The organism is Inquilinus limosus (genome assembly GCF_051487185.1).
GTDB lineage: Bacteria > Pseudomonadota > Alphaproteobacteria > DSM-16000 > Inquilinaceae > Inquilinus > Inquilinus limosus_F.
Genome location: NZ_JAHVDK010000010.1, coordinates 189,057 through 215,550 on the forward strand (window position 1 = coordinate 189,057; position 26,494 = coordinate 215,550).

The 26,494-nt window shown below is 69.1% G+C and carries 29 protein-coding genes; 5 read left to right on the plus strand and 24 right to left on the minus strand.

Annotated elements, in window-relative coordinates; translation table 11 throughout:
• Window positions 1-3 precede the first annotated feature (3 nt).
• The 12 genes from KXR53_RS14005 to KXR53_RS14060 form a co-directional block, all read right to left on the minus strand.
• Window positions 4-1,971, minus strand: coding sequence for a heme lyase CcmF/NrfE family subunit (locus tag KXR53_RS14005; protein ID WP_437375790.1), 1,968 nt, complete (start codon window positions 1,969-1,971; stop codon window positions 4-6).
• Window positions 1,968-2,453: a cytochrome c maturation protein CcmE gene (ccmE, locus tag KXR53_RS14010; RefSeq protein WP_437375791.1), complete on the minus strand. Its 486-nt coding sequence runs from the start codon at window positions 2,451-2,453 to the stop codon at window positions 1,968-1,970. Before ccmE ends, KXR53_RS14005 begins: the two co-directional genes overlap by 4 nt.
• Window positions 2,450-2,620 carry a heme exporter protein CcmD gene (gene ccmD, locus KXR53_RS14015; RefSeq protein WP_437375792.1) on the minus strand — a complete coding sequence of 57 codons (171 nt, stop codon included), beginning with the start codon at window positions 2,618-2,620 and terminating at the stop codon, window positions 2,450-2,452. The genes ccmE and ccmD overlap by 4 nt, the downstream gene beginning before the upstream one ends.
• Window positions 2,617-3,378 (minus strand): heme ABC transporter permease, encoded by a 762-nt coding sequence (locus KXR53_RS14020; protein ID WP_437375793.1) that lies wholly within the window; start codon window positions 3,376-3,378, stop codon window positions 2,617-2,619. The genes ccmD and KXR53_RS14020 overlap by 4 nt, the downstream gene beginning before the upstream one ends.
• Window positions 3,379-3,439: 61 nt before the next feature.
• Window positions 3,440-3,841: an SET domain-containing protein gene (locus KXR53_RS14025; protein ID WP_437375794.1), complete on the minus strand. Its 402-nt coding sequence runs from the start codon at window positions 3,839-3,841 to the stop codon at window positions 3,440-3,442.
• Between the two features lie 74 nt (window positions 3,842-3,915).
• Entirely contained in the window at window positions 3,916-4,581 is a 666-nt protein-coding gene (gene ccmB, locus KXR53_RS14030) for a heme exporter protein CcmB (RefSeq protein ID WP_437375795.1), read from the minus strand.
• A complete protein-coding gene (gene ccmA / locus KXR53_RS14035) occupies window positions 4,578-5,246 on the minus strand; it encodes a heme ABC exporter ATP-binding protein CcmA (RefSeq protein ID WP_437375818.1) in 669 nt (222 codons plus the stop codon). The genes ccmB and ccmA overlap by 4 nt, the downstream gene beginning before the upstream one ends.
• Window positions 5,247-5,332: 86 nt before the next feature.
• Window positions 5,333-6,715 carry a Ca2+-dependent phosphoinositide-specific phospholipase C gene (locus KXR53_RS14040; RefSeq protein ID WP_437375796.1) on the minus strand — a complete coding sequence of 461 codons (1,383 nt, stop codon included), beginning with the start codon at window positions 6,713-6,715 and terminating at the stop codon, window positions 5,333-5,335.
• A gap of 240 nt (window positions 6,716-6,955) precedes the next feature.
• Window positions 6,956-8,380 carry a Ca2+-dependent phosphoinositide-specific phospholipase C gene (locus tag KXR53_RS14045; RefSeq protein ID WP_437375797.1) on the minus strand — a complete coding sequence of 475 codons (1,425 nt, stop codon included), beginning with the start codon at window positions 8,378-8,380 and terminating at the stop codon, window positions 6,956-6,958.
• Between the two features lie 165 nt (window positions 8,381-8,545).
• Complete coding sequence (gene creD / locus KXR53_RS14050) at window positions 8,546-9,949, minus strand: cell envelope integrity protein CreD (RefSeq protein WP_437375798.1); 1,404 nt, start codon at window positions 9,947-9,949, stop codon at window positions 8,546-8,548.
• A gap of 100 nt (window positions 9,950-10,049) precedes the next feature.
• Complete coding sequence (locus tag KXR53_RS14055) at window positions 10,050-10,472, minus strand: VOC family protein (protein ID WP_437375799.1); 423 nt, start codon at window positions 10,470-10,472, stop codon at window positions 10,050-10,052.
• Between the two features lie 111 nt (window positions 10,473-10,583).
• Window positions 10,584-11,666 carry an esterase-like activity of phytase family protein gene (locus tag KXR53_RS14060; RefSeq protein WP_437375800.1) on the minus strand — a complete coding sequence of 361 codons (1,083 nt, stop codon included), beginning with the start codon at window positions 11,664-11,666 and terminating at the stop codon, window positions 10,584-10,586.
• Between the two features lie 87 nt (window positions 11,667-11,753).
• Here KXR53_RS14060 and KXR53_RS14065 point away from each other — a divergent pair, with 87 nt between their 5' ends.
• From KXR53_RS14065 to KXR53_RS14075, 3 genes are all read left to right on the plus strand, one after another.
• Window positions 11,754-12,599 carry an alpha/beta fold hydrolase gene (locus tag KXR53_RS14065; RefSeq protein ID WP_437375801.1) on the plus strand — a complete coding sequence of 282 codons (846 nt, stop codon included), beginning with the start codon at window positions 11,754-11,756 and terminating at the stop codon, window positions 12,597-12,599.
• Window positions 12,600-12,687: 88 nt separating this feature from the next.
• Window positions 12,688-15,375: an aconitate hydratase AcnA gene (gene acnA / locus KXR53_RS14070; RefSeq protein WP_437375802.1), complete on the plus strand. Its 2,688-nt coding sequence runs from the start codon at window positions 12,688-12,690 to the stop codon at window positions 15,373-15,375.
• 275 nt (window positions 15,376-15,650) lie between these two features.
• On the plus strand, window positions 15,651-15,992 hold the full coding sequence (locus tag KXR53_RS14075; protein ID WP_437375803.1) for a MucR family transcriptional regulator: 342 nt from the start codon (window positions 15,651-15,653) through the stop codon (window positions 15,990-15,992).
• An 83-nt stretch (window positions 15,993-16,075) separates the two neighbouring features.
• Here the strand turns inward: KXR53_RS14075 and KXR53_RS14080 are convergent, their stop codons facing one another.
• The gene (locus tag KXR53_RS14080) at window positions 16,076-16,282 is read right to left on the minus strand and encodes a cold-shock protein (RefSeq protein WP_138887178.1); all 207 of its coding nucleotides are present in this window, start codon (window positions 16,280-16,282) and stop codon (window positions 16,076-16,078) included.
• Between the two features lie 274 nt (window positions 16,283-16,556).
• Here KXR53_RS14080 and KXR53_RS14085 point away from each other — a divergent pair, with 274 nt between their 5' ends.
• Together KXR53_RS14085 and KXR53_RS14090 are read left to right on the plus strand one after the other, a co-directional pair.
• Entirely contained in the window at window positions 16,557-16,772 is a 216-nt protein-coding gene (locus KXR53_RS14085; protein WP_437375804.1) for a hypothetical protein, read from the plus strand.
• 297 nt (window positions 16,773-17,069) lie between these two features.
• On the plus strand, window positions 17,070-18,104 hold the full coding sequence (locus KXR53_RS14090) for a calcium-binding protein (protein WP_437375805.1): 1,035 nt from the start codon (window positions 17,070-17,072) through the stop codon (window positions 18,102-18,104).
• A 59-nt stretch (window positions 18,105-18,163) separates the two neighbouring features.
• Here the strand turns inward: KXR53_RS14090 and KXR53_RS14095 are convergent, their stop codons facing one another.
• The 11 genes from KXR53_RS14095 to KXR53_RS14145 all read right to left on the minus strand — a co-directional run.
• Window positions 18,164-19,405: an argininosuccinate synthase gene (locus KXR53_RS14095; protein ID WP_437375806.1), complete on the minus strand. Its 1,242-nt coding sequence runs from the start codon at window positions 19,403-19,405 to the stop codon at window positions 18,164-18,166.
• Between the two features lie 120 nt (window positions 19,406-19,525).
• Window positions 19,526-20,404, minus strand: coding sequence for a glutathione-dependent disulfide-bond oxidoreductase (yghU, locus tag KXR53_RS14100; protein ID WP_437375807.1), 879 nt, complete (start codon window positions 20,402-20,404; stop codon window positions 19,526-19,528).
• A gap of 103 nt (window positions 20,405-20,507) precedes the next feature.
• Window positions 20,508-21,059: a hypothetical protein gene (locus tag KXR53_RS14105; RefSeq protein WP_437375808.1), complete on the minus strand. Its 552-nt coding sequence runs from the start codon at window positions 21,057-21,059 to the stop codon at window positions 20,508-20,510.
• Window positions 21,056-21,325, minus strand: a complete 270-nt coding sequence (locus KXR53_RS14110) for a hypothetical protein (protein ID WP_437375809.1) — start codon at window positions 21,323-21,325, stop codon at window positions 21,056-21,058. The genes KXR53_RS14105 and KXR53_RS14110 overlap by 4 nt, the downstream gene beginning before the upstream one ends.
• A complete protein-coding gene (locus KXR53_RS14115; protein WP_437375810.1) occupies window positions 21,322-21,540 on the minus strand; it encodes a hypothetical protein in 219 nt (72 codons plus the stop codon). The genes KXR53_RS14110 and KXR53_RS14115 overlap by 4 nt, the downstream gene beginning before the upstream one ends.
• A gap of 149 nt (window positions 21,541-21,689) precedes the next feature.
• Window positions 21,690-22,838 (minus strand): 23S rRNA (adenine(2503)-C(2))-methyltransferase RlmN, encoded by a 1,149-nt coding sequence (gene rlmN / locus KXR53_RS14120; RefSeq protein WP_437375811.1) that lies wholly within the window; start codon window positions 22,836-22,838, stop codon window positions 21,690-21,692.
• A gap of 79 nt (window positions 22,839-22,917) precedes the next feature.
• On the minus strand, window positions 22,918-23,454 hold the full coding sequence (locus KXR53_RS14125; RefSeq protein ID WP_437375812.1) for an invasion associated locus B family protein: 537 nt from the start codon (window positions 23,452-23,454) through the stop codon (window positions 22,918-22,920).
• A gap of 189 nt (window positions 23,455-23,643) precedes the next feature.
• Complete coding sequence (locus tag KXR53_RS14130) at window positions 23,644-23,850, minus strand: cation transporter (RefSeq protein ID WP_437375813.1); 207 nt, start codon at window positions 23,848-23,850, stop codon at window positions 23,644-23,646.
• A gap of 203 nt (window positions 23,851-24,053) precedes the next feature.
• Window positions 24,054-24,446, minus strand: a complete 393-nt coding sequence (locus KXR53_RS14135; RefSeq protein WP_437375814.1) for a hypothetical protein — start codon at window positions 24,444-24,446, stop codon at window positions 24,054-24,056.
• A 469-nt stretch (window positions 24,447-24,915) separates the two neighbouring features.
• The gene (locus KXR53_RS14140) at window positions 24,916-25,722 is read right to left on the minus strand and encodes a sulfite exporter TauE/SafE family protein (RefSeq protein ID WP_437375815.1); all 807 of its coding nucleotides are present in this window, start codon (window positions 25,720-25,722) and stop codon (window positions 24,916-24,918) included.
• Window positions 25,723-26,206: 484 nt separating this feature from the next.
• On the minus strand, window positions 26,207-26,494 hold a 288-nt coding region (locus KXR53_RS14145; protein WP_437375816.1), incomplete at its 5' end, for a hypothetical protein.

Consider the following 26,494-nt stretch of genomic DNA (forward strand, 5'->3'; position numbering starts at 1 on the left):
CCTTCAGGCCGGCGATCCCACGGCCGGCGCCACGGCCCGCCGCGGCGCGCCGACACGCAGCCGGCGGTCGCTGAGCGAGAGCGCGCCGCCGAAGGCCATGACCAGGGCGCCGCCCCAGATCCATGGCACCAGCGGGTGATGGTACAGCCGCAGGCTCCAGCGTCCGTCCGCCTGTTCCTCACCCAGCGCGGCATAGACGTCGCCGGTCAGGGTGGTGTGGATCGCCACCTCGCTGGTCGGCATGCGGGCCACCGGGTAGAAGCGCTTCTCCGGCGCGAGATCGGTGACGAAGCCGCCGTCGCGCAGCAGCTTCAGGTCGCCCAGGCGGGTCTCGTAGTTCGGCCCCCGCCCCGCCGTCACGCTGTCGAACTCGACCGCATAGCCGGCGGCGAGGTCGAAGCGGTCGCCGGGTTCGGCGACCACCAGCCGCTCGGTCGACCAGTAGCTGGAGGCGATCATGCCGAGCAGCGCGATGCCGAGCCCGGCATGGGCGAAGGCGGTGCCCCAGGCGCTGCGCGGCAGGCCCAACGCGCGGGACAGGCTGTCGCGCAGAGGGATGCGGAACAGCCGCACCCGCTCCGCGATCTCGGTTGCCGCGCCGAGGACGACCCAGGCGCCGAAGCCGATGCCGAGCAGCGCCAGCACCGGCCCGCCGCCCTGCAGCCACAGCGCGACCAGGATCACGACCACGGTGCCGGCAGCGGCGAATTTGAGGCGGCCGAGCACACCGGGCAGATCGCCGCGCTTCCAGGCCATCAGCGGTGCGATCACCATCACCGCCACCACCGGCACCATCAGCGGCACGAAGGTGAGCTGGTAATAGGGCTTGCCGACCGAGACCGTCTTGTCGAGCAGCGGGTAGAGCGTGCCGATGAACACTGTCACCGTGGCGGTGCAGATCAGCAGGTTGTTCAGCACCAGCGCCCCTTCCCGGCTGATCGGGGCGAAGACGCCGCCCAGCTTCAGCCGCGGCGCGCGGACGGCGTAGAGCGTGAAGGCACCGCCGACGGTGAGCGCCAGCAGCAGCAGGATGAAGACGCCGCGCTCCGGGTCGACCGCGAAGGCGTGCACCGAGGTGATGATGCCGGAGCGGACCAGGAAGGTGCCGACCAGGCTGAGGCCGAAGGTCAGGATGGCGAGGAGGATGGTCCAGCTCTTCAGCGCGTCGCGCTTCTCCACCACCAAAGCCGAATGCAGCAGCGCGGTGCCGGACAGCCAGGGCATCAGCGAGGCGTTCTCGACCGGGTCCCAGAACCACCAGCCGCCCCAGCCGAGCTCGTAATAGGCCCAGTAGGAGCCGAGGGCGATGCCGACGGTCAGGAACGCCCAGGCGGCCAGCGTCCAGGGCCGCACCCAGCGCGCCCAGGCCGGGTCGACCCGCCCCTCGATCAACGCCGCGACGGCGAAGGAGAAGGCCATCGAGAAGCCGACATAGCCGAGGTAGAGGAAGGGCGGATGGAAGGCAAGGCCGGGGTCCTGCAGCAGCGGGTTCAGGTCCTGGCCGTCGAGCGGCGCCGGGTCGAGCCGCAGGAAGGGGTTCGAGGTCAGGATGATGAAGGCCAGGAAGCCGACCCCGACCATGCCCTGCACCGCCAGCACCCGGGCCCGCAGCGTCGGCGGCAGGTTGCCGCCGAACAGCGCGACCGCTGCGCCGAACACCGCCAGGATGAGGACCCAGAGCAGCATCGAGCCCTCGTGGTTCCCCCAGACGCCGGTGACCTTGTAGAGCAGTGGCTTGAGCGAGTGGCTGTTGCCGGCGACCACCGCGACCGAGAAGTCGGAGACGACATAGGCCCAGGTCAGCGCCGCGAAGGCGATGGCGATGGCGGCGAGCTGCAGCGTCGCCGCGGGTTCGGCGACCGCCATCAGCCCCGGATGCCGCCTGGCCGCGCCCCACAGCGGCAGGATCGACTGCACCAGGGCGAGGAGCAGCGCCAGGACCAGGGCGTAATGGCCGAGCTCGGGGATCATTGCGCAACCACCGTGCCGGCGGGCAAGGCGGGCTTGCCGGCGGCGCCGGGCGCGCCGGGATGGCCAGCGTCCTGCAGGGCCTTGGCGACTTCGGGCGGCATGTATTTCTCGTCGTGCTTGGCCAGCAGCTCGTCGGCGACGAAGACGCCGTCCGGCCCGACCCGGCCATGCGCCACCACGCCCTGCCCTTCGCGGAACAGGTCGGGCACGATGCCAGCGTAGCGCACCGGCACGTCATAGGCCGTGTCGGTGACCGTGAAGGTGATGGTCTGCCCGTCGGGCAGGCGCTGCAGCGAGCCCTGCACCACCAGCCCGCCGAGACGGAAGCGCTGGCCTTCCGCCACCTTGCCGTCATGCAGCTCGGTCGGGCTGTAGAAGAACAGCAGATTGTCCTGGAAGGCGGTCAGGGCCAGGGCGGAGGCGGTGCCGAGGCCGAGGGCGGCGAGGCCCAGCAGCATCAGACGGCGGCGCTTGCGGGTCATGCCCGTCTCCCGCGGCCGCGCAGCTGCTCCAGCGCCTCGAGGCTGCGCCGGCTGCTGCGTCGGCGCGCCAGGGTGGCGGCGACCAGGCCGGCCAGCACGACGACGGCGGCGCCATAGGCGGTCCAGACATAGGCGGCGTAGCCGCCCATCGCGAAGAATTCCGTCATCCGACCGGCTGCTCCAGCCCCGGCGCCTCGTCGCGCCGGGCGGCCATGGCGGTGGCCAGGCGCAGGGCGCGGATCCGGCGCTCGGCGATCTCGGTCTCGGTGCGCAGCAGCACCAGCCAGACGAAGAGCGCGGTGAAGGCGACCGCCATCAGCAGCAGCGGCCACAGCATGGCGGGGTCGAGTGAGGGGCCGCCCAGCCTCGTCACCGAGGCCGGCTGGTGCAGCGTGTTCCACCAGTCGACCGAGAACTTGATGATCGGCAGGTTGACCGCGCCGACCAGGGTCAGGACCGCGCCGGCCTTGAGGCCGCGCTGCGGGTCGTCGAAGGCGGAGACCAGCACGACGTAGCCGAGATAGATGAAGAACAGGATCAGCACGCTGGTCAGCCGCGCGTCCCACACCCACCAGGTGCCCCACATCGGCTGGCCCCAGAGCGAGCCGGTGAGGAGGCACAGCGCGGTGAAGCCGGCGCCGAGCGGCGCCGCGGCCTTGGTGTAGAGCTCCGCCACCGGATGTTTCCAGACAAGGCCGACGGCCGATGCCACCGCCATGCTGGCGTAGACCATCATCGCCATCCAGGCCGAGGGCACGTGGACATACATGATCCGCACCGTCTCGCCCTGCTGGTAGTCCGGCGGCGAATCGAACAGCGCCAGCCACAGCCCGGCCGCCAGCGTCAGCAGGGCGACGCCGAGGGCCCAGGGTCGCAGGGCGGCGCTCAGGCGCAGGAAGCGGGCCGGGTTGGCGAAGCGGTGCATGGCGTGGCGTGGCGGTCGTTGGGTCCCAGGATAGACAAAGCTAGGCCGCGTGTCCGCCGGCTCAATTGCCGCGCCTTGCGGCCGCGCCCGCCCGGATCAGGTCGCGGAGATCGGGGTGGAAGGCGCCGTAATCGCAGGTCAGCTCCTCCCCCGCCGCGATATCTCGCCGGGCGATGCAGACCTCGCCCACCGTCTCCAGAGTCGGGTCGTCGCTGTGGTTCATGAAGCGGGCGTCGTCGAGGTTCAGCGACAGCCCGCCCGGCAGATCCGGCGCCGGATAGGCGTAGCGCTCGAGATAGTCGCGCGCGGGCTCCGGCAGCGTCGCGATCTCCGCATCCGGCACGAAGACGTCGAACACCGGGTGCCAGCGCCAGACCTCGGTGCCGGCGGCCATCGGTGCGGCGGCGAACAGGCCCAGCCCTTCGATCCGGCTGGGCCCGACGGTGGTGGGGACGAGAAGCATCGGCCGGGTTCCTTTTCCCCAAGCATTACGCGAGGCCGGTCGCCGCGTCACCCCGGACGAAGGGCCGAAAGGCGTTATTGCTGCGCCTGGCGCAGCGCCGCGGCAGCGGCGATCGGGGCCAGCGGCAGGGCGGCGGCGAGGCAGCCGCCGAGCAGCAGCAGATGCGGGCGCGCGGTCAGGCCGGTCGCCACCGCCTCCACCGCCGCGGCGCCGAAGATCAGCACCGGGACGAAGAGCGGCAGGATCAGGAGGGCCAGCAGCGCCCCGCCACGCCGGGCGCCGAGGGTCAGGGCGGCCCCGACCGCGCCGATCAGGCTGAGGCAGGGCGTGCCGAGCAGCAGCGACAGCATCAGCACCGGCCAGGCCCGCGCCTCCAGCCCCAGCATCGCCGCCATCAGCGGCGACAGCAGGATCAAAGGCAACCCGGTCAGCAGCCAATGGGCCAGCGCCTTGGCCAGCACCGCTGCCTCGAGCGGCAGCGGCGACAGCATCAGGAGGTCGAGCGACCCGTCCTCGTAGTCCTGGGCGAACATGCGGTCGAGCGCCAGCAGGGTCGCCAGCAGCGCGGCGACCCAGACCACGCCGGCGGCGATCCGGGCCAGCAGCGCCAGCTCCGGCCCCACCCCGAGCGGGAACAGCACCACGGTGATGACGAAGAAGGCCAGCACGGCGGCGACGTCGCCGCCCGAGCGCAGGGCGAGGCGCAGGTCGCGCCAGATCAGGGCGAGAAAGGCGCTCATGCCGGCGCCTCGGCGGCATAGTCCTCCAGCGCCAGCCGGCCGGCGCCGTCGAGCGCCAGCGGCACATGCGTCGCCAGCATCACCAGCCCGCCCGCCGCCCGGTGCCGGGCGATGCGGTCCTCCAGCCGCGCGACGGAGGCGGCGTCGAGGCCGAGGGTCGGCTCGTCCAGCAGCCACAGCCGGGATTGGCCGAGCTCCAGCCGGGCCAAGGCCAGACGACGGCGCTGGCCGGCGGAGAGGTAGCGGCACGGCAGGTCGTCCAGCCCTTCGAGCCCGACCGCGGCGATCGCGGCCGCGAGCGCCTCCGTATCCAGCGCCGCGCCGGACAGGGAACCCCAGAAGCCCAGGGCCTCGCGCGGAGTGAGCGCCGGCTTCACCGCGTCCTGATGGCCGAGATAGGCGATCGAACCCGGCCCGCCGGTCCAGTCCAGCCGGCCGGCGAAGGCCGGCACCAGCCCGGCCACCAGCCGCAGCAGGCTGGACTTGCCGCTGCCGTTCGGCCCGGTCAGCACCAGCGCCCCGCCGGGGCCGAGCCGGAACGACAGCCCGGCGAAGACCAGCCGCCCACCGCGCAGGCAGGCCAAGCTCTCTGCAGTCAGGCTGGCGGCAGTCAGGCCCGGCTCGGGCATGGTCGGCTCGTGGCGGTCATCCTCCGCCAATAGCAGCCGGACGGCCCCAAACGGAAGGGGCAGGACCGCGGAGGCCCTGCCCCATGCTACCGCGCCGCCCCAGCACGGCCTCCCCCCAACCCTCAGTAGCGCGGGTTGTTGGCGTTCGAGCTGCCGACGATGTCGAAGCGCTGGCTGGCGCCGCCGGTGCAGTTGCGGATCTGCAGCCGGGTGCCGATCGTGCTGTCCACCACGTCGGCGCAGCGGCCGTTCATTCCGATCAACCGCCCGTCCGGCTGCAGCTGCCACTTCTCGCTGGCGCCGCCGTCGCAGTCCCAGATGTGCAGCCGGTCGCCGTGGTTGCCGTTGCCGCCCTCGATGTCGAAGCAGTACTCGGCATTGCCGACCGCGCGAAGCTGGGTCTCGTCGCTGTAGATCCACTGCTGCGGCACGCCGCCGGTGCAGCTGCGCTGATTGAGGTCGGAGCCGTTGGCGTAGAGGCCGCTCTGGATCTCGACGCAGTAGCCGCTGAGCGCGCTGCGCAGAGTGAAGCCGGTCCAGACCGAGCGGCGGACGCCGTTCACCGGCAGCTTGCCGGACCAGGTGTTCAGGCCCTCGCGGCTGATCATCGAGGCGCCCCAGCCGACCGCCAGATACATCTGGTGGAATGCGTCGAATTGCGATTCGGTGCTGGACCAGAGATTGACAATCTGGCCGTTCTGCTGCGCGGTCAGCGTGTCCTTGTACCAGTACTTCACCGCCTCGTGGTTGCCGCAGACGACCCATTTGTTGGTGTTCGGGTCGTCGAAGTCGTTGGCGTTGCCGTTCCAATAGAAGTCGTTCGGCTCATGCGCTTCGGGGCAGACGAAGATCTGCGCCGCGCTGCCGAACTGGTTCACATACTCTTCCTGGGTGTCGTTCTTGTCGCCGATCGGTCCGCCCATCATCAGCACCAGGATGCGGCCGCGCAGCGAATCGATGCTGGGCCAGCCGGCGCGGTAGACACCCTCGCGCAGCGAGGCGTAGCCGGTGAAGGCGCGCAGATTCTCCGGCCTGTAGACCTTGGCCCCGAATTCCTGGCTGACCAGGGAATTCAGCCCGGCCATGTAGCTGCTGTCCCAGCCCCACAGGCCCTGGCTGGGCTTGAGGTCGAGCTGCACCGTGATCGGCAGGTGGTCGGGATGCGCGTCGCTCCACGCCTTGATGTCGCGCAGGCAGTCCTGCAGCAGGCCGCCGGCGCCGCCCTTGCAGTTGTTGTCGGTGTTCGAATCGCCGGGATCGTGCTTCACCGGGAAGCCCGAATTGTCATAGACGTCGATCTCCACCACTTGGTTGCCGCGGTCCAGCACGTCGGTCAGCCTGGCGAAATGCGCCTTCTCATAGGCGTTGTGCGGCCGCGACCAGTAGGCGGCGTTGTAGGCCGTGGTCCCGGCCAGCGGCTGGCCCGCCGGCACGTCGGCCAGGGCCGGCGCCGCGACCGACAGCAGCAGGGCGGCGACCGCCCCGGACAATGCACTCCGTCCCATCGGATCCCCCTTCTTCGGGCGCAACGGTCCGGCCGACCCGGCCCGGCGCGCGGCGATCCTAGGGGCGTTCGATGACGGTCCAGCGACGATTTGAACACGTGTTCATGACGATACGTGACAACCCGCCGAAACGGCCCAAGCGGAAGGGGCAGGACCGAAGACGGCCCTGCCCCTGCGGCCGCACCGTCAGGAGACGGAAACGGCGGACGCCACCTTTCAGCGGTGCGGGTTATTTTCGTTCTAGTTGGCCTTGATGCGGAAGGACTGGCTGGCGGCACCGGTGCAGTTGCGGATCTGCAGCCGACGGCCGAGGACGGTGTCCACCACGTCGGCACAGCGGCCGTTCATGCCGATCAGCCGGCCGTCGGGCTGCAGCTGCCATTTTTCGCTGGCGCCGCCGTCGCAATCCCAGATGTGCAACTGGTCGCCGTTATTGCCGTCACCGCCCTCGATGTCGAAGCAGTATTTGTGGTTGCCGACGGCTTGCAGCTGGGTCTCGTCGCTGTAGATCCACTGCTGCGGCACCGCATCGGTGCAGCTGAACTGGTTGAGATCGGAGCCGTTGCCGTAGACGCCGCTCTGGATCTCGACGCAGTAGCCGGAATGCTCGCTGCTCAGGGTGAAGCGGGTCGGGACCGACCGGCGGACGCCGTTCAGCGGCAGCTTGCCGCCCCAGGTCTCCACGCTCTCGCGGCTGATCATCGACGCGCCCCAGCCGACCGCCAGATACATCTGGTGATAAGCATCGAACTGCCAGTGGTCGTCGGACCACAGATTGACGAGCTGGCCGTTCTGCTGCGCCGTTATCGTGTTGCGGTACCAGTACTTCAGCTCCTTCATGTTACCGCAGACGACCCATTGGTTGGTTGCCGGATCGTCGAAATCATTGGCGGGGCTGCTCCAGACAAAGTCTGTCGGAATATGGGCTTCCGGGCAGACGAAGATGTGGGCATTGGCGCCGAACTGCTTGACGTATTCCTCCTGGGTGTCGTTCTTGTCGCCGATGGGGCCGCCCATCATCAGCACGATGATGCGCCCCCGCAGGGCGTCGACGGTGGGCCAGCCGACCCGATAGACGCCCTCGCGCAGCGAGGCGTAGCCGGTGTAGGTCCGCAGCACCTCCGGCCGGTAGAGCTTGAGGCCGAGTTCCTGGATGACCGTGGAGTCCAGCGCGGCCATAAACTGCCCGCCCCAGCCCCACAATCCTTCACTGGGCTTGAGGTCGAGCTGGATCGTGATCGGCAGGTGGCCGGGATGGGCGTCGCTCCAGGCCTTAATGTCGCGCAGGCAGTCCCGCAGCATGCCGCCCGCTCCGCCCCGGCAGTTGTTGTCGGTGTTCGAGCCGTTCCAATCGTGCCGCACCGGCAGGCCCGAATTGTCGTAGACGTCGAGCTCGATCACCTGGTTGCCGCGGTCCAGCGCGTCGGTCAGCCGGGCGAACTGCGACCGCTCATAGGCGTTGTGCGGCCGCGACCAGTAGGCCGCGTTGTAAGGCGTCGTCCCGAGCAGCGGCTGGGCGTTCGGCACCGGGGGTATGGGCCTCGGCGTGAAAATCATCCCCGGCGGTCGAGGGGATGGAATAAGCCTTTGGGCCAGGGCCGGCGTCGCGGCCGACAGCAGCAGGGCGGCCGCGACGACCGCCCCGAATATCAGACTCCGTCTCATCGCATCCCCTCCGTCAGGCGCCACGATCCGGCGCGACGGCGATGCTAGGCGGCTTGGGAGACGACCGGATGACGGTTTGAACACGTGTTCATGAAGATTGGATACCGTGTTCGCGGGGAATACAATGGGGCGGGAGGACCGCCGGATCGCGGCCCTCCCCGCAGATCAAGGGGCCGGCGGCTCGCTGCGGGCGGCCTCAGCAGCTGCCGGTGTCGCGGCGTACCAGTCGACCCGGCGCGTCACGTACATCACGCCGCTAAGCGCCAGGAACAGGCCGATCGAGCCGAGCAGCAGGGCCAGATCCTCCAGCTGCATCAGTGCGTAGAGAGCGCCGTACAGGATCGCCAGCAGCGCGCCCAGCACCAGGCTGCGCTTCCAGGTGCCGAGCACCGGCCTGCAGTACAGCACGATCTGCGCCACCGCCGCCGCCGCGCCCACGCCATAGGCCGGGGCAAAACCGATCTGCTCGGCGAAGGACAGCAGCAACAGATAGAACAGGCATAGCGACAGCCCGACCAGCCCGTACTGGAAGACGTGGATGCGCAGCCGCGCCACCGCCTCGAACAGGAAGAACAGGGTGAAGGTGAAGACGATAAACAGCATGCCGTATTTGGCCGAGCGCTCGGTCTGCTGATAGGCGTTGACCGGCTGGAAGAAGCGCACGCCGAAGGCGGAGCCGGAGACGGCGGAGAGATAGTCGCCCTCCCCGCCCACCCAGGCCTGGGGATAGCCGCGGCCGAAATAGGACAGCTCCCACTCCGCGGTGAAGCCTTGCGGTCCGATGGTGGAGCGCACCGGCAGGAATGCGCCGTCGAAGCTGGGGTCCGGCCAGTTCGAGCCGGCGGTCACCCGGGTGGAGCGGCCGAGCGGCAGGAAGTCGAGGCGCTGGCTGCCGTTCAGCCGCAGCATGGTGGAGAACGGGATGGCCGATTGCGCCGACGCCGCCGACAGGCCGGGCACGCGAAGGGTCATGCCGGCGCCGAAGCGCTGGCCGAGCTCGCCCGGCGCACCGGGCTGGAACGGCAGGTCGCGCCCGTCCCAGCGCAGCGACGTGCCCTCGCGGATGCTGCGCGGGTCGGCCACGCCGACGTAGAGATAGGCCGACGCCCAGTCGATCGTCGCCTCCGGCCCGGCCAGGGCCGCGGCGTCGCCGATCAGGAACTGCCCGGACAAGGCGAGGTCGACGGTGTAGACCACGGCCTCGAACAGCCCGCGCTTCCGCGTTTCCGGCGCCACCTGGGCCTCCACCTCGTAGCGGTCGGGCAGGATGACGAGCTGGCGTTCGAGCGGCGGCAGCGGCGTGCCGTCGGCGCGGGGCTCGGACGGCACCCGAAACGGCACCACCAGGATCGGCCCGGTGACGCGCTGCGGCCCGCCCCAGCTGCCGCCGATCTCCGCCACCACAGAGCGGTAGCGGTCCTCGCGCTCGCCGATCACGTCATAGACCAGGAAGACCGGCAGCAGGAAGGCGATGGTCAGGAGGACGATGGCCAGAACCTTCAGCGCCGGCGATCCGGCGCGGAGGCGCCGGAGAGGCAGGGCGGCGGGCGGGGCGGGGTCGGTGCTCATGGCGGGCTCGCTCGAGGATACGAAGCCCGCACGGTCGGCGTCGTCGATGGCCGCTTCGTGGCGGCGCGGCGGAAAGCTGGGGGCGCTGCGCCCTGCGCGCCTAGTAGTTGGAGCGCAGCCCTGGCGTCGCCAGCTCGATCGCATGGCCATCGGGGTCGCGGAAATACAGGCTGGTGCCGCCGAGCCGCCAGCGGGATTCGCCGGCCAGCGGGATGCCCTCGCGCTCCAGCCTGGCTCGCCAGGCTGGCAGGTCCTCTGACGCGACGGCGAAAGCCATGTGCAGCCGCCCCTGCCCCTCATGGCCGGGGATCGTGCCCTCCTCGTCGACCATGCCATCGGAAGTCAGGCCGTGGCGGAACAGCAGCAGCGCGCCCTGGCGCCCGGCATCCAGCGCCACCAGGCGTGGCGAGCGATACAGCACCTCGAGCCCCAGCACCCGCTGGTAGAACTCGGCCGAGCGGTCGACGTCTTCGACATAGAGTGAGGTCTCGGCCAGCCCGTTGATCCGCGGTGTCGTCTCCATCCCTCGGCGTCTCCTTGCGGTTGGAAAGCCAGGGTGGAGCGGCGGCAGTGGCCCGTCCAATCGCGGTTTCTCACCCGCGGATGAGACAGGCTCATGCGCCTGGCCGGATGCTCAGTCGGGCAGCACCTCGAACACCAGCACCTTGGTCACCTGCAGCGGGTTGAAGTTGTCGTCGGACAGCACGACCAGGCTGCGGTGGCCGTTGGCGAGATCCGGCCCCCAGCCCATCGCCTCGAAATTGTCGAGGCCGACGCCGAGCGTGCCGAAATCGAGCAGCAGGGTCTTCGGCATGGCGAGCCAGCTGCTGTCGAGCAGCGAATCGAGCGATGCGACATCGGTGCCGAGGGCCGGGTCGACGCGGTACAGCCGGATCGAGTTGCCGCGCCCCTGGGCATAGGCGCGCTCCAGCACCAATAGCGTGCCGTCGCCGGCCGGAAGGATCTCCGACACGCCGTTGTCGGCATGGCCGCCCAGCAGCGGCGCCATGGGGATCGGGTCGGTTATATAGACGCGCTCCGGCCCCGGCCGGCCGGTCGCGGCGTCGAAGCTGGCGATGCGCACCGGGCTGCCCTCGGCCAGTGAGGCGACAGGCCCGTCCTGGACCAAGGCGCTTTCCATGGAGACGAAGAGCGTCCGACCGTCGGGCGCGAGCGCCAGCCCTTCGAAGGTCAGGTTGTCCCGCGGACCGCCGCCCCTGTCCTCAGACACCCGGTAGCGCCGCGGCAGGTCGAAGCCGCGCCGCCAGCGTCCGTCCGGCGCGGCGACGCCGAGTGCCGGGTCGACCCCGGCCTTCACTCCGCCTTCGCTGCTCCAGTACAAGAGTCCGGTGGCAGGGTCGAGTCGGATCGCCTCGGGATCGACACTCTTCGGCGGGAAGCCCTGCCCGGCCGCGTCCTGCAGCGTGGTCATGCCGGTCACGGAAATGCCGCGGACCGCCTCGGCGTCATAGTCGATCGACAGGGTGTAGAAGCGGGCCGGCGCCTTCTCCGATCGGTCGTCGCTGAGGGCGATCCACTGCCGGGCCGCCGGGTCCCAGTCCAGCCCCGACAGGCCGCCGACGGTTGTGCCCTCATAATCCAAGCCCTTCGGCAGCGTTGCCTCGCCGATCAGCCGCAGACGGCCGATCCCCTCCGCCTGCGCCGGCAGCACGGCACAGGTCAGCAGCACGCCGAGCACGATTCCGAACCTGGCCATTTCCCACTCCCCCTGCGCACCCCTGTTGACCACGGCGGCGCGACAACGGCATGACGACTGTATGTTGCCTTGATGACGGAGCGGCGGATGGACAACCCGGCGGCCACCCCGGCGAAGGACTCCGCCGCGCTGCGGCGCAGCGACGGTTTCGTCCGCGTCGACGGGCACAGCCTGTACTGGCAGCGCCTCGATCCGCCCGGCAGCGCCGGGCGCCTCCCCATCCTTCTTCTACACGAAGGGCTCGGCTCCGTCGCGCAGTGGACACGGCGCGGCGTCGATGTCGTGGCCCGCCTCGCCGCCGCCACCGGCCACCCGGTGCTGGCGCATGACCGGCTGGGCTTCGGCCGGTCCGATCCGCTGCCGGGGCCGCGCGGCACGGACTACCTGTACCGCGAGGGGCGCGAGGCGCTGCCGCGGGTGCTCGATGCCTTCGGGATCGACCGTGCCGGGCTGGTCGGGCACAGCGACGGCGGCAGCATCGCCCTGATCTTCGCCGCGATGCAGCCGGACCGCACCGCCTGGGTCGTGACCGAGGCGGCGCATGTCATGGTCGAGGACGAGACCCTGGCCGGCATCGCGGCCGCGCATGCCGCCTACCACGCCCCGGAGTCGAAACTGCGCGCCGTCCTGGCCCGTTATCACGGCGAGAAGACGGACTTCACCTTCGCCAACTGGGCCGAGCTGTGGCCGACCCCCGGATTCCGCAGCTTCGACATGCGCGATCTGCTGCCCTCGATCCGCTGCCCGATCCTGGCGATCCAGGGGGTGGAGGACGAATACGGCACGCCGGCCCAGCTGGACGCCATCAAGGCCAGGGTTTCCGGCCCCTGCGAGACCTGGCTGGTGCCGGATTGCCGGCATGCGCCGCATTTCGAGGCGGCCGACCGGGTGCTGCCGCGGATCGCCGCCTTCGCAGTTGCGAACGGTTCTTAACCCGTTGCATTTGAACGGCTTGCGCGGACGCGCTACATGAAGGCCGCACAGCCCATCGCGACCAGCCTTCGACCGAAGGAGCCCTTCCGTGACCTTCACCGGACATGACACGCTCAAGACCCGCCGCCAGCTGACGGTCGACGGCAAGAGCTACGATTATTTCAGCCTCGAGGCGGCCCAGGGCCAGCTGGGCGACGTCGCCCGCCTGCCCTTCTCGCTGAAGGTGCTGCTGGAGAACCTGCTGCGCTTCGAGGACGGCCGCTCGGTCACGGTCGACGATGTCAAGGCGATGGCTCAGTGGCTCAAGGACCGCCGCTCCGACCGCGAGATCGCCTACCGCCCGGCCCGCGTCCTGATGCAGGACTTCACCGGCGTGCCGGCAGTGGTGGACCTGGCCGCGATGCGCCAGGCGATGGTCTCGCTGGGCGGTGACCCGCAGCGGATCAACCCGCTCTCCGCCGTCGACCTGGTGATCGATCATTCGGTGATGGTCGACGCCTTCGGCACCCCGACCGCCTTCCAGAAGAATGTCGATCTGGAGTTCGAGCGCAACCACGAGCGCTACGCCTTCCTGCGCTGGGGCCAGACCGCCTTCGACAATTTCCGCGTGGTCCCGCCCGGCACCGGCATCTGCCACCAGGTGAACCTGGAATACCTGGCGCAGACCGTGTGGGTGGAGAAGGACCGCAACACCGGCAGCCAGGTCGCCTATCCCGACACGCTGGTCGGCACCGACAGCCACACCACCATGGTCAACGGCCTGGCGGTGCTGGGCTGGGGCGTCGGCGGCATCGAGGCCGAGGCGGCGATGCTGGGCCAGCCGGTGTCGATGCTGATTCCCGAGGTGATCGGCTTCAAAATCACCGGCAAGCTGAAGGAGGGCCGCACCGCCACCGACCTGGTGCTGACGGTCACCCAGATGCTGCGCAAGAAGGGCGTGGTCGGCAAATTCGTCGAGTTCTACGGCGAGGGCCTGGACCACATGCCGCTGGCCGACCGCGCCACGATCGGCAACATGGCCCCGGAATACGGCGCCACCTGCGGCTTCTTCCCGATCGACGCCGAGACGCTGCGCTACCTCGAATTCTCCGGCCGCGACCCGCACCGGGTGCGCCTGGTCGAGGCCTATGCCAAGGCCCAGGGCATGTGGCGCGACGCCGGCACGCCGGACCCGGTGTTCACCGACACGCTGGAGCTGGACCTCGGCGACGTCGAGCCGTCGCTGGCCGGGCCGAAGCGGCCGCAGGACCGGGTCGCCCTGAGCCAGGCCGCCAGCGCCTTCACCAAGCTGCTGGCCGACACCAGCACAGCCCCGGCCCCGACCAAGGTCGAGGGCATGGACCATGAGCTCGATCACGGCGACGTGGTGATCGCGGCGATCACCAGCTGTACCAACACCTCGAACCCGTCGGTGATGGTCGCGGCCGGCCTGGTCGCCCGCAAGGCGCGGGAGAAGGGCCTGACCCGCAAACCCTGGGTCAAGACCTCGCTGGCCCCGGGCAGCCAGGTGGTGACTGAGTACCTCACCGCCTCCGGCCTGAACGCCGATCTCGATGCCATCGGCTTCAACACCGTCGGCTATGGCTGCACCACCTGCATCGGCAATTCCGGCCCGCTGCCGGACGCGATCGCGGCGGCGGTCGAGAAGGGCAACCTGAACGTCGCGGCGGTGCTGTCCGGCAACCGCAACTTCGAGGGCCGGATCAGCCCGCATGTGCGGTCGAACTACTTGGCCTCGCCGCCGCTGGTGGTCGCTTATGCCCTGCTCGGCAGCATGACCAAGGACATCACCACCGAGCCGCTAGGCACCGGCAGCGACGGCCAGCCGGTCTATCTGAAGGACGTTTGGCCGACGAGCCAGGAGATCGCCGAGACGATCGAGAAGTGCCTGACACCGGAGATGTTCCGCCGGCGCTACGCCAACGTCTTCGAGGGCCCGCAGGAGTGGCGGGCGATCGAGACGGCGGAGAGCGAGACCTACAACTGGAACCCGGGCTCGACCTACGTCCAATATCCGCCCTTCTTCACCGGCATGCAGAAGGAGCCGGAGCCGGTGACCGACGTGCGCGGCGCCCGGCTGCTGGCGGTGCTGGCCGACAGCGTCACCACCGACCACATCTCACCGGCCGGCTCGATCAAGAAGGACAGCCCGGCGGGCGAGTACCTGCTGGAGCACCAGGTCCAGCCGCTCGACTTCAACAGCTACGGCGCCCGCCGCGGCAACCATGAAGTGATGATGCGCGGCACCTTCGCTAACATCCGCATCCGCAACGAGCTGGTGCCGGGCGTCGAAGGCGGCTTCACCAAGCACCAGCCCTCGGGCGATGTGCTGCCGATCTACGACGCCTCCATGCGCTTCCAGGCCGAGGGCGTGCCGCTGGTGATCATCGCCGGCAAGGAGTACGGCACGGGCTCGAGCCGCGACTGGGCGGCGAAGGGCACCCGCCTCCTCGGCGTCAAGGCGGTGGTGGCGGAGAGCTTCGAGCGCATCCACCGCTCGAACCTGGTCGGCATGGGTGTGCTGCCGCTGCAGTTCACCGGCGGCACCACCCGCCTGGACCTGAAGTTGGACGGCACCGAGACCTTCGACATCCTCGGCATCGCCCGGGGGCTGAAGCCGCGGCAGGAGATGGTGCTGACCATCACCCGCGCCGACGGCAGCCGCCAGGACGTGCCCCTGCTCTGCCGCATCGACACGCTGGACGAGCTGGAATACTTCAAGAACGGCGGCATTCTGCAATACGTGCTGCGCAGCATGGTGAAGCAGGCAGCGTAAGCGTCCGTCCGCACCGTCTTTCGGAGGAGCCCGGCCCCGGCCGGGCTTTTCTCTTTGGGGCGTCCTGGTGGCGGCCGGACCGCAGCAACAGGAGCGACCATCCGGCGCACCATGCGCCGATCAGGGAACCGAACCGCCGCTCAAGCCTTGAAGCGCGGTGGAGATGCCGGGCCGGGGGGTGATCGTCCAAAAGGATGATCCCGGGCGGAATAGGCGTCGCCGCCCGGACGTCCTTGGAGGGTGACCGGACAGCAACAACAGCAAGAGGGGGCCGGATGCCCATCGATGAAATCGGCGCGGCGCTGGCGACACCAAACCAGGTTCTCGAGGTCACGACCGCGATCGTGGCCGCCCATCTCCGCACCACCGCAACATCGACGGCGCATGTGCCGGAGATCATCCGGCAGGTCTATGATGCCCTGACCGAGTTGGTCGAGGGGTCTTCGGGGGCGGCGGAGGCGCCCCGCCCCGTCGTCGACGACGCGGCAGTGCGCCGCATCATCGCCGAGCCGGTCGCAGCATTGCCGTGGCGCGAGCCGACCGCCCTGCGTGGCGCCCGCGCCGGCACCCGGATCGGCGAGGCGCCGCGTGAGCGGTTCCGATCGCGGCATCGCTGACGCGGATCGCCGCAGCGATCCAAACGAAAAGGGCGGCACCCTCGCGGATGCCGCCCTTTCGATTCAGCGCTCGCTGCGGACCGTCAGGAGACCTGCAGGTTCGCCGCCGACTCCCGGCCGTCGCGGCCGCGCGCCAGCTCGAACGTGACCTGCTGCCCCTCGTTGAGGGATCGCAGGCCAGCGGCCTCGACCGCCGAGATGTGGACGAACACGTCCTTGCCGCCGTTGTCCGGCTGAATGAACCCGAAGCCCTTGGTGGTGTTGAACCACTTCACGGTGCCAGTCGCCATACGTCTTACTCCAGTGGGCGGCCGAAGCCGCCGTCGTTCACGGCCGAATGAGATCCCGGCCGGCCGGCCAAGTGGGCCGAAGCCAATCAAATAGGGACCGTGGCGACGATCGCCTAGACGCCAAGCGCGGATTCGACCGAAACTTGCGCGGACGGGCGGCGCAGCGGCGCAAGCCGCAACCGACTGGAATATCTGCATATGCCAGGCGACGTATCCAACTGAATATGGAAGTGCGAGCGGCTAGCCTCCGGCGGATGGTGACGCAGGAATCCTCATGCGACTGCGCCGAGCGGCGGCCACTCCGATCGCACGCGTGCTGTCGGCGGTGCCCGCCGCGGCGACGAAAGATGCCCTGCCGAAGGCCTATCGCCTGGCGCTGATCATCCTGCCGGCCCAGTCGATCCGCGTGGAAGCAGGTTTCGATACGTCGACGCCCCCCCGAACACTCACCCTCCGGCGGCCGAGTCTGGTTTCAGATTCGCTCCCATGAGGCCGAGGAGCCAATTTTCGAGATTCGATCGTCAGAAAATCGCGTTTCCGTGGAAACTGTCTCAACGGTTGCATCTCGGACACAGCTTTCAGTTCGCGCCTCGCGACGCCAGAGTGGCAGCCATGTACAGCGATTTAAGAAATTTCCGCCAAAATGCGCAATACATTATTCTCAGATTTCACACCAAACTCCACGTGTAGACATAGGGGAAATCTTGTGATGATTCATGCAACGGTCATGATTCTGAGTATTATGCCTCCTGGGCATAAGGTTTCCCGCATAAAGGAGTAGTCAGACATGCCAAATCTGATCGTCGGAGGACTGGAGGACGACATCCTTGTCGGCGGCACGGGTGACGATCTGATCGTCGATCCCTGGGGCCACGACCGGATCAACGGCGACCTCGGCAACGACGTCATCCGGGCCGGGTGGGGCAATGATGTCGCCAAGGGCGGTAGCGGCCACGACAACGTCGATGGTGGCTCGGGCAACGACCTGATCCGCGGCGACGATGGCAACGATGTCCTCAACGGCAATCTCGGCGATGACACCGTCCGTGGCGGCGCCGGGACCGACAACATCAACGGCGACCAGGGCAACGACACCGTTTATGGCGACGACGGCGACGACTTCGTCTTCGGCGGCCAGAACATCGATCACGTCTATGGCGGCGCCGGCAACGACCACGTCTTCGGCAGCGAGGGCAACGACGCCGTCTATGGCGGCATCGGTGACGACGTCCTCGCCGGCGACAACGGCCGCGACACGGCGCGCACCAATGTCGGCGAGGGCAACGACAAGCTCTACGGCGACTCCGGCGCCGATACGCTGATCAGCGGTGACGGCAGGGATTATCTCACCGGCGGCGCCGGCGACGACACCTTCCTGTTCCGCTTCCATGACCCGAAGTTCGGTTCGACCCAGGGCTTCACCACCGTCAGGGATTTCGACCCGACCCATGACAGCTTCGCCTTCGACGCCGCCGGCCTCGGCCGCGACGGCGAGGGTGCCAACTTCGTCGACAACGGCGACGGGACGTCGGGCGGCGCGGCGGAAAGCTTCTTCAGCGGCGCCGCAGCCGATGCGAACGGCCAGGCGGTGGTGGTGGTCACGGACAAGAGCTTCGTCTCGGCCGATGCCGCCGCGGCGGGGATCTCGGGCGAGGCCGCCGGCGACATCATCGCCTATTACGACAGCGCCACCGGCACCGGCAACCTGGCCTATGTCACCTCGGCCAACCATGCGGACACCTTCGTCGAGCTGTCGAATGTCCACAGCGTGGCCGATTTGGCGGCGCTGGGCCTGACCGCGTCGGACTTCACCTACGTCTGATCGGGCCCCGCCCGGCAGAACCGCGCCCCGCCTTCCCGGCGGGGCGCTTTCCTTTTGGGCTACTTGCCGCGGGCCATGGCGCCGAGGCGCAGGCGCAGCGCGTTCAGCTTGATGAAGCCCTGCGCGTCGCGCTGGTCGTAGACCGAATCCTCCTCGAAGGTGACGTAGTCGAGGCGGTAGAGGCTGTTCGGGCTCTTGCGGCCGGCGACGATGACATTGCCCTTCCACAGCTTCAGCCGGACCGTGCCGTTGACCCGCTCCTGGGTCTTGTCGATCAGCGCCTGGATGGCCTCGCGCTCCGGCGAGTACCAGAAGCCGTTGTAGATCAGCTCGGCGTAGCGCGGCATCAGCTCGTCCTTGAGATGGGCGGCGCCGCGGTCGAGGGTGACGGACTCGATCGCCCGGTGGGCGGTCAAGAGCACGGTGCCGCCCGGGGTCTCGTAGACACCGCGGCTCTTCATCCCGACGAAGCGGTTCTCGACCAGGTCGAGCCGGCCGACGCCGTTCTGGCCACCGAGCTCGTTCAGCCTGGTCAGAAGGGCCGCCGCCGACAGGCGCACGCCGTCGATGGCGACGGCGTCCCCCTTCTCGAACTCGATCTCGACATAGGTCGGCTCATCCGGCGCCGCGGCCGGGTTGACCGAGCGGGTGTACATCGCCTCGTCCGGCTCGACCCAGGGGTCCTCCAGCGCCTTGCCCTCGTAGGAGATGTGCAGCAGGTTGGCGTCGGTCGAATAGGGCGGCTCGCCGCGCTTGTCCTTGGCGATCGGGATCTGCCGCTCCTCGGCATAGGCGAGGAGGCGGGTGCGGCTGGTCAGGTCCCACAGTCGCCAGGGCGCGATCACCTTGATGTGCGGGTTCAGGGCATAGGCCGAGAGCTCGAACCGGACCTGGTCGTTGCCCTTGCCGGTGGCGCCGTGGGCCACGGCATCGGCGCCAACCTCGGCCGCGATCTCGACCAGGTGCTTGGAGATCAGCGGCCGGGCGATCGAGGTGCCGAGCAAGTAGACGCCTTCATAGAGGGCGTTGGCGCGGAACATCGGGAACACGAAGTCGCGCACGAACTCCTCGCGCACGTCGCGGATGAAGATGTTCTCCGGCTTGATGCCGAGCAGCTCCGCCTTCTTCCGCGCCGGCTCCAGCTCCTCGCCCTGGCCGAGATCGGCGGTGAAGGTCACGACCTCGCAGCGATAGGTCTCCTGCAGCCATTTGAGGATGACCGAGGTGTCGAGCCCGCCCGAATAGGCGAGAACCACCTTCTTGACCTGCTGCTGCCCCTCTTGCCGACCTTCCGCCGCCATGCCTGCCTCCACAAGAAAAAACCGCCGGACATTAGGAGCATCGCGGCGGGCGAGCAACATGCGAGCCATGCGGCGCGATCAGGGCGCGAACGCGTCCGCGCCCTGATCGGCGTGGAACGGCTAGCCCCCGGCCGCGGCGAGCTTGTCCTGGGTGCGGGTCTCGAAGTCGCTGGCGTCGTGGCGCTCGTGCAGCTGCTCCGACGGGTCGCCGGTCATGCGGTTGACGATGCGGCCGCGCTTCACCGCCGGCCGGGCGTCGATCGCCCTGGCCCAGCGCTGCACGTTCTTGTAGCTCTGGACATCGAGGAATTCCGCCGCGCCATAGGCCCGGCCCAGGGCCAGGCCGCCATACCAGGGCCAGCACGCCATGTCCGCGATCGTGTACTCGTCGCCCGCCACATACTCGCTTTCGGCCAGGCGCCGGTCGAGCACGTCGAGCAGGCGCTTGGTCTCCATGGCGTAGCGGTTGATCGCGTATTCGATCTTGACCGGGGCATAGGCGTAGAAATGGCCGAAGCCGCCGCCGAGGAAGGGGGCGCTGCCCATCTGCCAGAACAGCCAGGACAGGCATTCGGCGCGGGCGGCGCCCGAAGCCGGCAGGAAGGCCCCGAACTTCTCGGCGAGATGCATCAGGATCGCGCCGGATTCGAAGACCCGGACCGGGGTCGGGCCGCTGCGGTCGACCAGCGCCGGGATCTTGGAGTTCGGGTTGATCTCGACGAAGCCGCTGCCGAACTGGTCGCCGTCGCCGATCCGGACCGGCCAAGCGTCGTATTCGGCGCCGCTGTGGCCGGCGGCCAGCAGCTCCTCGAACAGGATCGTAACCTTCTGGCCGTTCGGCGTGCCGAGCGAATAGAGCTGGAAGGGATGGCGGCCGACCGGCAGCTCCTTCTCATGCGTCGGCCCGGCGATCGGGCGGTTGATGCTGGCGAACTGGCCGCCGCTCGGCTTGTCCCAGGTCCAGACCTTCGGCGGCACGTATTCGGACGAGCTCGTCATTCTCAATGCTCCTGATGGGCGGAGAGGCAATCGCGGCGTTCGATCGGATTCCAACCCTAGACCGCGATCGTTTCAGAATGAAGCGTTTCCGTTGCCATCGCGTTCACGTTCTGGGTCTGTCCCGTTCGCAAGGCGAGGGCGGCGCCCGGTCGGCGGCGGTGTAGCGCAGCAGCAGGCGCTGCAGCCGGCCGCGGCTGCCGTCGGCGGAGAAGTCGACCGCGGTCAGCGCCACCTGGGCCGAGGGGAGGCGCCACAGCCGGGTGACCAGGCCGGTCTCGACCACGCAGCTTTCGGCCGGCGGCCCCAGCCGGGCGTGCAGGTCGTTGACGAAGGCCTGCAGCTCGGCCGGGCCAGGGATCGGCGACCGCCGCTCGAACAGGATCTGGACCAGCCGGCCGTCCTTGCGCGCCAGCTCCGGCACCAGGTCGAAGGCGATGCCGCCGACCACCACGTCGCGCACCATCCGGTCGGCATAGAGCGGGCCGAAATCCCAGGGCGGGGACAGAGGCACCGCCTGCGGCAGCGCGGCCCGCACCTGGTCCGCGGTCATGCCCCAGGTGAGGCCGTCCCAGCCGCGGATGTCGGCTTCCGCCGCCGCGGCGCCGGACCAGACGGCCAGCCAGGCCAGGACCAGCGCCGGGCGGAGCCGCCTCATCCGCGGTGGACGACGTGCGGCCGCGGCCCGTCGATGCGCGGCCAGCGGATGAAGGCGATGACCCAGAGCACGATCACGTCGAGATAGGGCACCAGCAGCAGGATCGACCACAGCGGCGTCACCCGCGCCTTCACCAGCGCATAGGCGGCGAAGCTCATCAGCAGGACGATGTAGACGCCGATGACGAGGTTGGCGCCCCAATGCGGCAGCGCCGTCATCCAGGCGGGGCCGTAGAGCGCCGACAGCGTCTCGAGCACGCCGCTCATCGCTTCCCCTCCCCGGCCGCCGCGACCGCCGGCCAGCGCCGGAACAAGAGCACGGCAAAGACCAGCAGCACGCCGAAATGCGGCACCAGCGCCAGCAGGGCCCAGCCGCGGGCGAGGCCAGCGCGGCCGAGCATGCGGGCCAGCGCCGGCATCGCCAAGAGGGCGAAGAGCAGCGCCCAGGCGCCCGGGGTGCGGAGGAACTCGGCGACGGTCATCTTTTCAGAAGGCCCAACCCACGCTGTCATCGCGAGGAGCGAAGCGACGTGGCGATCCAGGGGCCGGTGCCGCTGGATGGCCACGCCCCTTCGGGGCTCGCCATGACGATTTGGGGGATTGCGGAAGGGTCTCGGTCATCGGCGACGGATCAGTGCACCGCCGCCGTGGCCGCCGCGGCGCGGGCCGAGGCGCGCTGGCGCACGCTGTCGGACTTCAGCTGGCCGCAGGCGGCCAGGATGTCGCTGCCGCGCGGCGTCCGCACCGGGCTGGCGTAGCCGGCCTCCATCAGGATGTCGGCGAAGCGCTCGATCGCCTCCGGCGTCGAGCACTCGAAAGGCGCGCCCGGCCAAGGGTTGAAGGGGATCAGGTTCATCTTCGCCGGGATGCCCTTGAGGATGCGCACCAGCTCGCGCGCATCGGCCGGGGTGTCATTGACGCCCTTCAGCATCACATATTCGAAGGTGATGCGCCGGGCGTTGTTGACGCCGGGATAGTCGCGGCAGGCGTCCAAGAGCTCCTTGATCGGGTACTTCCGGTTGATCGGCACGATCTGGTCGCGCAGCTCGTCCGTCACCGCGTGCAGCGACACCGCCAGGTTGACGCCCAGCTCCTCGCCGCAGCGCTTCATCAGCGGCACCACGCCGGCGGTGGACAGGGTGATGCGGCGGCGCGAGAGGGCAATGCCCTCCGGATCCATCACCAGCTTCAGCGCCCGCTTCACGTTCTCGAAATTGTAGAGCGGCTCGCCCATCCCCATCATGACGATGTTGGTGAGCTGGCGGTCGTCCCCTTCCCGCCCCCAATCCTCGAGCACGTCGCGGGCCAGCATGACCTGGCCGACGATCTCCGACGCCTCGAGGTTGCGCACCAGGCGCTGGGTGCCGGTGTGGCAGAACTTGCAGGTCAGGGTGCAGCCGACCTGGGAGGAGACGCAGAGGGTGCCGCGATCCTCCTCCGGGATATGGACCGATTCGATCTCCTGCCCGTCTTCCATCCGGGCCAGCCATTTCCGGGTGCCGTCGAAGGATTGCTGCTGCCGTACCACAAGCGGCCGGTCGAGGGCGAAACCGTCCGCCAGCTTGGCGCGCAGGCCCTTGGCCAGGTCGCTCATCGCCTGGAAATCGGTGGCGCCGCGCTTGTAGATCCAGCCGAACAGCTGGCGCGCGCGGAACGCCGGCTCGCCCAGCGCCGCCAGCGTCTCCGCCAGCTCGGCGCGGTCGAGGCCGACCAGGTTGATGCGGCCGTCGGCGCGGGGCGCGGGCGGCGCGAAGGTGGTGGCGTGCGTCTCAATACCCATCGGGACCTCCGGAGGACCCTGAAATGGCGACGGCCCCTCCCCAAGGGAAGGGGCCGTGGGATTGTAAAGGGACCTGCGGTCAGGCGCCGCAGGCTTTGTTGATCTCGCCCAGCGCCGCCGAGATGCCGGCGAGGGAGAAGGTGTAGCTGGTGGCGGTGCCGCGCGAGGAGGTGGCCTTGACCGTCATGGTCGAGCCGGCCTTCATCGCGCCGACCAGCGCGTCGTCGGCCGCCGCGTCGCGCGACCAGGCGGTGTTGCCGTCGGTGAAGAGCTGGAAGTTCTTGCCGCCGATGGAGGCGGTGACGTCTGCCCCCTGCTTCAGCGTGTAGCCGACCTGCAGGCTGACCACGTTCTTCTGCTTCTCCGCCGGCCGGTTGGTGACCAGGATGAACACGTCGCCGTGGCGGACATTGGCCGGCTCGGCCTTGGTCGGCTTCGAGGCGATGTAGCAGGCCTTGCTGCCGTTCTCGGTGAACTGGAAGGCGTGCCAGTCGCGGCTGGAGGAGATGTACTGCACGTTCTGCGCCGAGGCCGCGCCCGGCAGAGCAACGCCGGCCGCGAGGGCGAGGCCGGCCATGGCACCGAGGAAAGACTTGCGACGACGGGTTCTCAGCATAGCGCCACTCTGATTCGGGGTTGCAAGGCAGGACGACGCGGCCCGAGGCGACCCCAGGACATACATGGATTTGCGCGCGACGGGAACTACCCGAACGCATGCGGGGTTATTAAACCCGTCCCATCGGAAGCCAGCCCGACGCGGGGCGCCGGCCGGCGCCCCGCTCTCCTCCCTCCCGCCGATGCCCGATCAGCCCGTCACCCGGGCGTGGAAGCCGGCCCGGTCGATCGCCGCGGCCACGGCTGCCGCGTCCGGCGCCGCGCCCGAGGGCGACACCGTCACCCGGCCGCCGGCCAGGTCGACCGCGACCTCGGTGCCGGGCGCCGCCGCCCGGACCGCGCGCTTCACCGCCTCGGCGCAGCCGCCGCAGGTCATGCCTTCAACTTTGAGTTCCATTCCGTCCTCCTGGAGCTTTCTCCTTCTGAGATGGAGCTTCCAACAGTGGGAAGGTCAAGCCCCCGGGATGTCATCCGGGGCCGGGCCGCGTATAGGCGCGCGGACCGCGCAGACCCCTCCCCTTCCCTCCTTCCGCAAGGGGAGGAGGAGAATGGAAGGCTGCGGATGCGGGTGGAAGGGCCGGGCATGATCCGCACCGGCGCTCAACTGCTGTCCGGCTTCGGGAGCGCGGACGACGGACGGTCGTCCTTGAGTTGATCCAACTGCTCAGGCCAACCCTCACCGGGCTTGTGATCACCAGCGACGCTCCCGGCGGCCTCCGCCGGCGGGCCGCCGCAGACGTTGTTGTCATTGGCCCGGACGACGTCGTCCCAGCCCTGCGGCAGCCGGCTAGGATCCAGCCGGCAGCCGAGCCAGCGGCAGACCTCGCGCACGAATTCATCGGCCGACAAGGTGTCGAGCTGGACGTCCAGCACCTCGTCCTCGGTCAGCTTCTCCCACACCTCGGACCGCAGGCGTTCGGTTTCCTCGGGATCGACGGTCTCGCCGGCCGCGGCGAGGTCCGCGGCCTCGGCGGCCGTGACCGCCTCGACCACGGCCGGCCTGCTCCCGCCGCCGGCGGCGGCGCTCCAGCGCCCCCGACTCCTCGCCTTCGGCCCGGCGGTGCAGATAGTCGCCGCGGATCCGCTCGGCCATCGCGATCGACAGCCGGATCGAGCGGGACAGGCGCGACTGCATCAGCGGGAAGTCCGGCGTCTCCGGCCCCGCCAGGGTGGCCTGCTGCTGCCGCTCGGTCAGTCGCTTGCAGCGGATGTCGATCTCGACCACTTCGCGCAGCTTCTCCAGCGCCCATCCCGTCCAGTTCAGGTCGGGATCGGACGGCCGGGCCTCGCCCGCCTCGCCATCGGTCTGCGCCATGTCCATGGAACATATCATGAACAGATCTGCGGATTAAGTCTACACAGGTTGCGCCCGCGAGGACGGATCACCTTTTCGCGACCCGGCCGCCGCGGGGGCGCCTCGGCAGGAGCCGGTCCGGAAAGGTGCAGAGCGGACATCGCGCGATTACCTGTGCTGCCAGACCTTGACGGCCGAGACGACGAGGATCGCCGCGAGGATCGGCAGCAAAATTGCACTCGGCACCACGCCGAGGAGCAATCCCCCGATATAGCTGCCGACGATGGAGCCAACGGCCATCACCAGCACGAAAAGCCGATTGCGGCCGAGCACGCTGAAACTCTGGTCCCGGCTGTAGCGCGTGAAGCCGACCAGCATCGTCGGCAGGCTCACAGCAAGGGAAAGGCTCCCCGCGAGCTTGATGTCCGCCCCGAACAACAACACCAGGGTGGGAATGAGGAGCTCTCCACCTGCGACCCCAAGGATAGCCGCGAAGATGCCGATGCCGAAACCGGCGGCCACACCCGCGACAAGCTGGGCCGGGCCGCTGAACAGCGCTGCACCACCTGTGATCTGATGTTCGAGCAGAAGCACGACGGCGATGACGACCAGGAGAACGGCAATCACCTTGTACAGCGTCTCAGAGCGAAGTCGGGTTGCCCAGCCTGCGCCGAACCAGGCCCCGAGAAGGCTGCCGGCCAGCAGGTTGACCACTGCAGGCCACTGGGAGAGCACTTCATCGAGTGGAACGGCCCGCGTTCTGAACAGCAGTGCCGACGCGACGACGACGAGGCTCATAGCCTTGTTGAGGATGACCGCTTCGAGCGCGACGAAACGGAACAGCCCAATTAGCAGCGGCAGCCTGAACTCGGCACCGCCGAGCCCGATCAGCCCGCCGAGCGTTCCAATCCCAGCTCCTCCGAGGAAACCGGCGGGGAGGCTGCGCTGGGCAGCGGCGGGTTGAGTCGAGGGCATGCGATATAGTTAGCTGGACATAACGCACCGGCACAAGCAAACGCGATTGACCGCAGGGAGCGGGAAGCGGAACCGACCGATGCTGCCCGGTCGAATCCGCCGACAGAGGCCGTCAGAGATTTCTCGGAATCGAGGACGCCTTAGGATCGCGAGAGCGGCCACGGCTGGGGCTGGCGCGGCGGAGACTACAAGCAGGAATGGCGCGACGGCCGCTGCAAGTACGAACGCAAATGGGACGACGGCGAGTACAAGGAAGAGGTGAAGTGCGACGGACCGCGCCGGTACCGGCCGCGGATCTATTATGAGCGTCCGCCGGTGGTGGTGGCCCCGACCCCGCCACCGGGGATCACCGTCACGATCCCGTTCGACTGACGCGCCTCCGCCATCGCCCGGTGCGCCCGCTCGCTTGCGGTGTCGGCGATGGCCTTTCTGCCCGGCCGCGGGATAGCGGCCCGGGCGCACGAGACGCCCGAGCCGGCCTGAGTCAGAGCACGAAATCCGCCGCGGTCAGGGCATGGTCGGCGATCACGTTGATGATCGCGTCCGGGTTCCTGTCGCCGTTGACGTCGAGATAGACGCCCTGGCGGCCGTCCGCGAACGCGACGATCCGCACTTCCGCGCCGGCGCCGGTGAAGCCGCCGGTGCCGAAGGCGAAGGCGGTGTCGCCGTTGCCGGCGTCGCCGTCCGCATCGATCGCCGACAGGTCGATCCTGTCGCCGGCCGCGAAGTCCGCGATCGTGTCCTTGCCCGAATAGGCGACCGTGCTCTGTGC

Coding starts and splice junctions, on each gene's coding strand:
- ccmB (WP_437375795.1), bottom strand. CDS start 4,581: ATGAGCGCCTTTCTCGCCCTGATCTGGCGCGACCTGCGCCTCGCCCTG.
- KXR53_RS14065 (WP_437375801.1), top strand. CDS start 11,754: ATGGACAACCCGGCGGCCACCCCGGCGAAGGACTCCGCCGCGCTGCGG.
- KXR53_RS14060 (WP_437375800.1), bottom strand. CDS start 11,666: ATGGCCAGGTTCGGAATCGTGCTCGGCGTGCTGCTGACCTGTGCCGTG.
- KXR53_RS14040 (WP_437375796.1), bottom strand. CDS start 6,715: ATGGGACGGAGTGCATTGTCCGGGGCGGTCGCCGCCCTGCTGCTGTCG.
- KXR53_RS14085 (WP_437375804.1), top strand. CDS start 16,557: ATGCGACTGCGCCGAGCGGCGGCCACTCCGATCGCACGCGTGCTGTCG.
- KXR53_RS14140 (WP_437375815.1), bottom strand. CDS start 25,722: ATGCCCTCGACTCAACCCGCCGCTGCCCAGCGCAGCCTCCCCGCCGGT.
- ccmD (WP_437375792.1), bottom strand. CDS start 2,620: ATGACGGAATTCTTCGCGATGGGCGGCTACGCCGCCTATGTCTGGACC.
- KXR53_RS14025 (WP_437375794.1), bottom strand. CDS start 3,841: ATGCTTCTCGTCCCCACCACCGTCGGGCCCAGCCGGATCGAAGGGCTG.
- KXR53_RS14090 (WP_437375805.1), top strand. CDS start 17,070: ATGCCAAATCTGATCGTCGGAGGACTGGAGGACGACATCCTTGTCGGC.
- KXR53_RS14005 (WP_437375790.1), bottom strand. CDS start 1,971: ATGATCCCCGAGCTCGGCCATTACGCCCTGGTCCTGGCGCTGCTCCTC.
- KXR53_RS14110 (WP_437375809.1), bottom strand. CDS start 21,325: ATGAGCGGCGTGCTCGAGACGCTGTCGGCGCTCTACGGCCCCGCCTGG.
- KXR53_RS14095 (WP_437375806.1), bottom strand. CDS start 19,405: ATGGCGGCGGAAGGTCGGCAAGAGGGGCAGCAGCAGGTCAAGAAGGTG.
- KXR53_RS14045 (WP_437375797.1), bottom strand. CDS start 8,380: ATGAGACGGAGTCTGATATTCGGGGCGGTCGTCGCGGCCGCCCTGCTG.
- KXR53_RS14105 (WP_437375808.1), bottom strand. CDS start 21,059: ATGAGGCGGCTCCGCCCGGCGCTGGTCCTGGCCTGGCTGGCCGTCTGG.
- KXR53_RS14080 (WP_138887178.1), bottom strand. CDS start 16,282: ATGGCGACTGGCACCGTGAAGTGGTTCAACACCACCAAGGGCTTCGGG.
- yghU (WP_437375807.1), bottom strand. CDS start 20,404: ATGACGAGCTCGTCCGAATACGTGCCGCCGAAGGTCTGGACCTGGGAC.
- KXR53_RS14115 (WP_437375810.1), bottom strand. CDS start 21,540: ATGACCGTCGCCGAGTTCCTCCGCACCCCGGGCGCCTGGGCGCTGCTC.
- KXR53_RS14130 (WP_437375813.1), bottom strand. CDS start 23,850: ATGGAACTCAAAGTTGAAGGCATGACCTGCGGCGGCTGCGCCGAGGCG.
- KXR53_RS14075 (WP_437375803.1), top strand. CDS start 15,651: ATGCCCATCGATGAAATCGGCGCGGCGCTGGCGACACCAAACCAGGTT.
- rlmN (WP_437375811.1), bottom strand. CDS start 22,838: ATGGGTATTGAGACGCACGCCACCACCTTCGCGCCGCCCGCGCCCCGC.
- creD (WP_437375798.1), bottom strand. CDS start 9,949: ATGAGCACCGACCCCGCCCCGCCCGCCGCCCTGCCTCTCCGGCGCCTC.
- KXR53_RS14020 (WP_437375793.1), bottom strand. CDS start 3,378: ATGCACCGCTTCGCCAACCCGGCCCGCTTCCTGCGCCTGAGCGCCGCC.
- KXR53_RS14055 (WP_437375799.1), bottom strand. CDS start 10,472: ATGGAGACGACACCGCGGATCAACGGGCTGGCCGAGACCTCACTCTAT.
- ccmE (WP_437375791.1), bottom strand. CDS start 2,453: ATGACCCGCAAGCGCCGCCGTCTGATGCTGCTGGGCCTCGCCGCCCTC.
- KXR53_RS14125 (WP_437375812.1), bottom strand. CDS start 23,454: ATGCTGAGAACCCGTCGTCGCAAGTCTTTCCTCGGTGCCATGGCCGGC.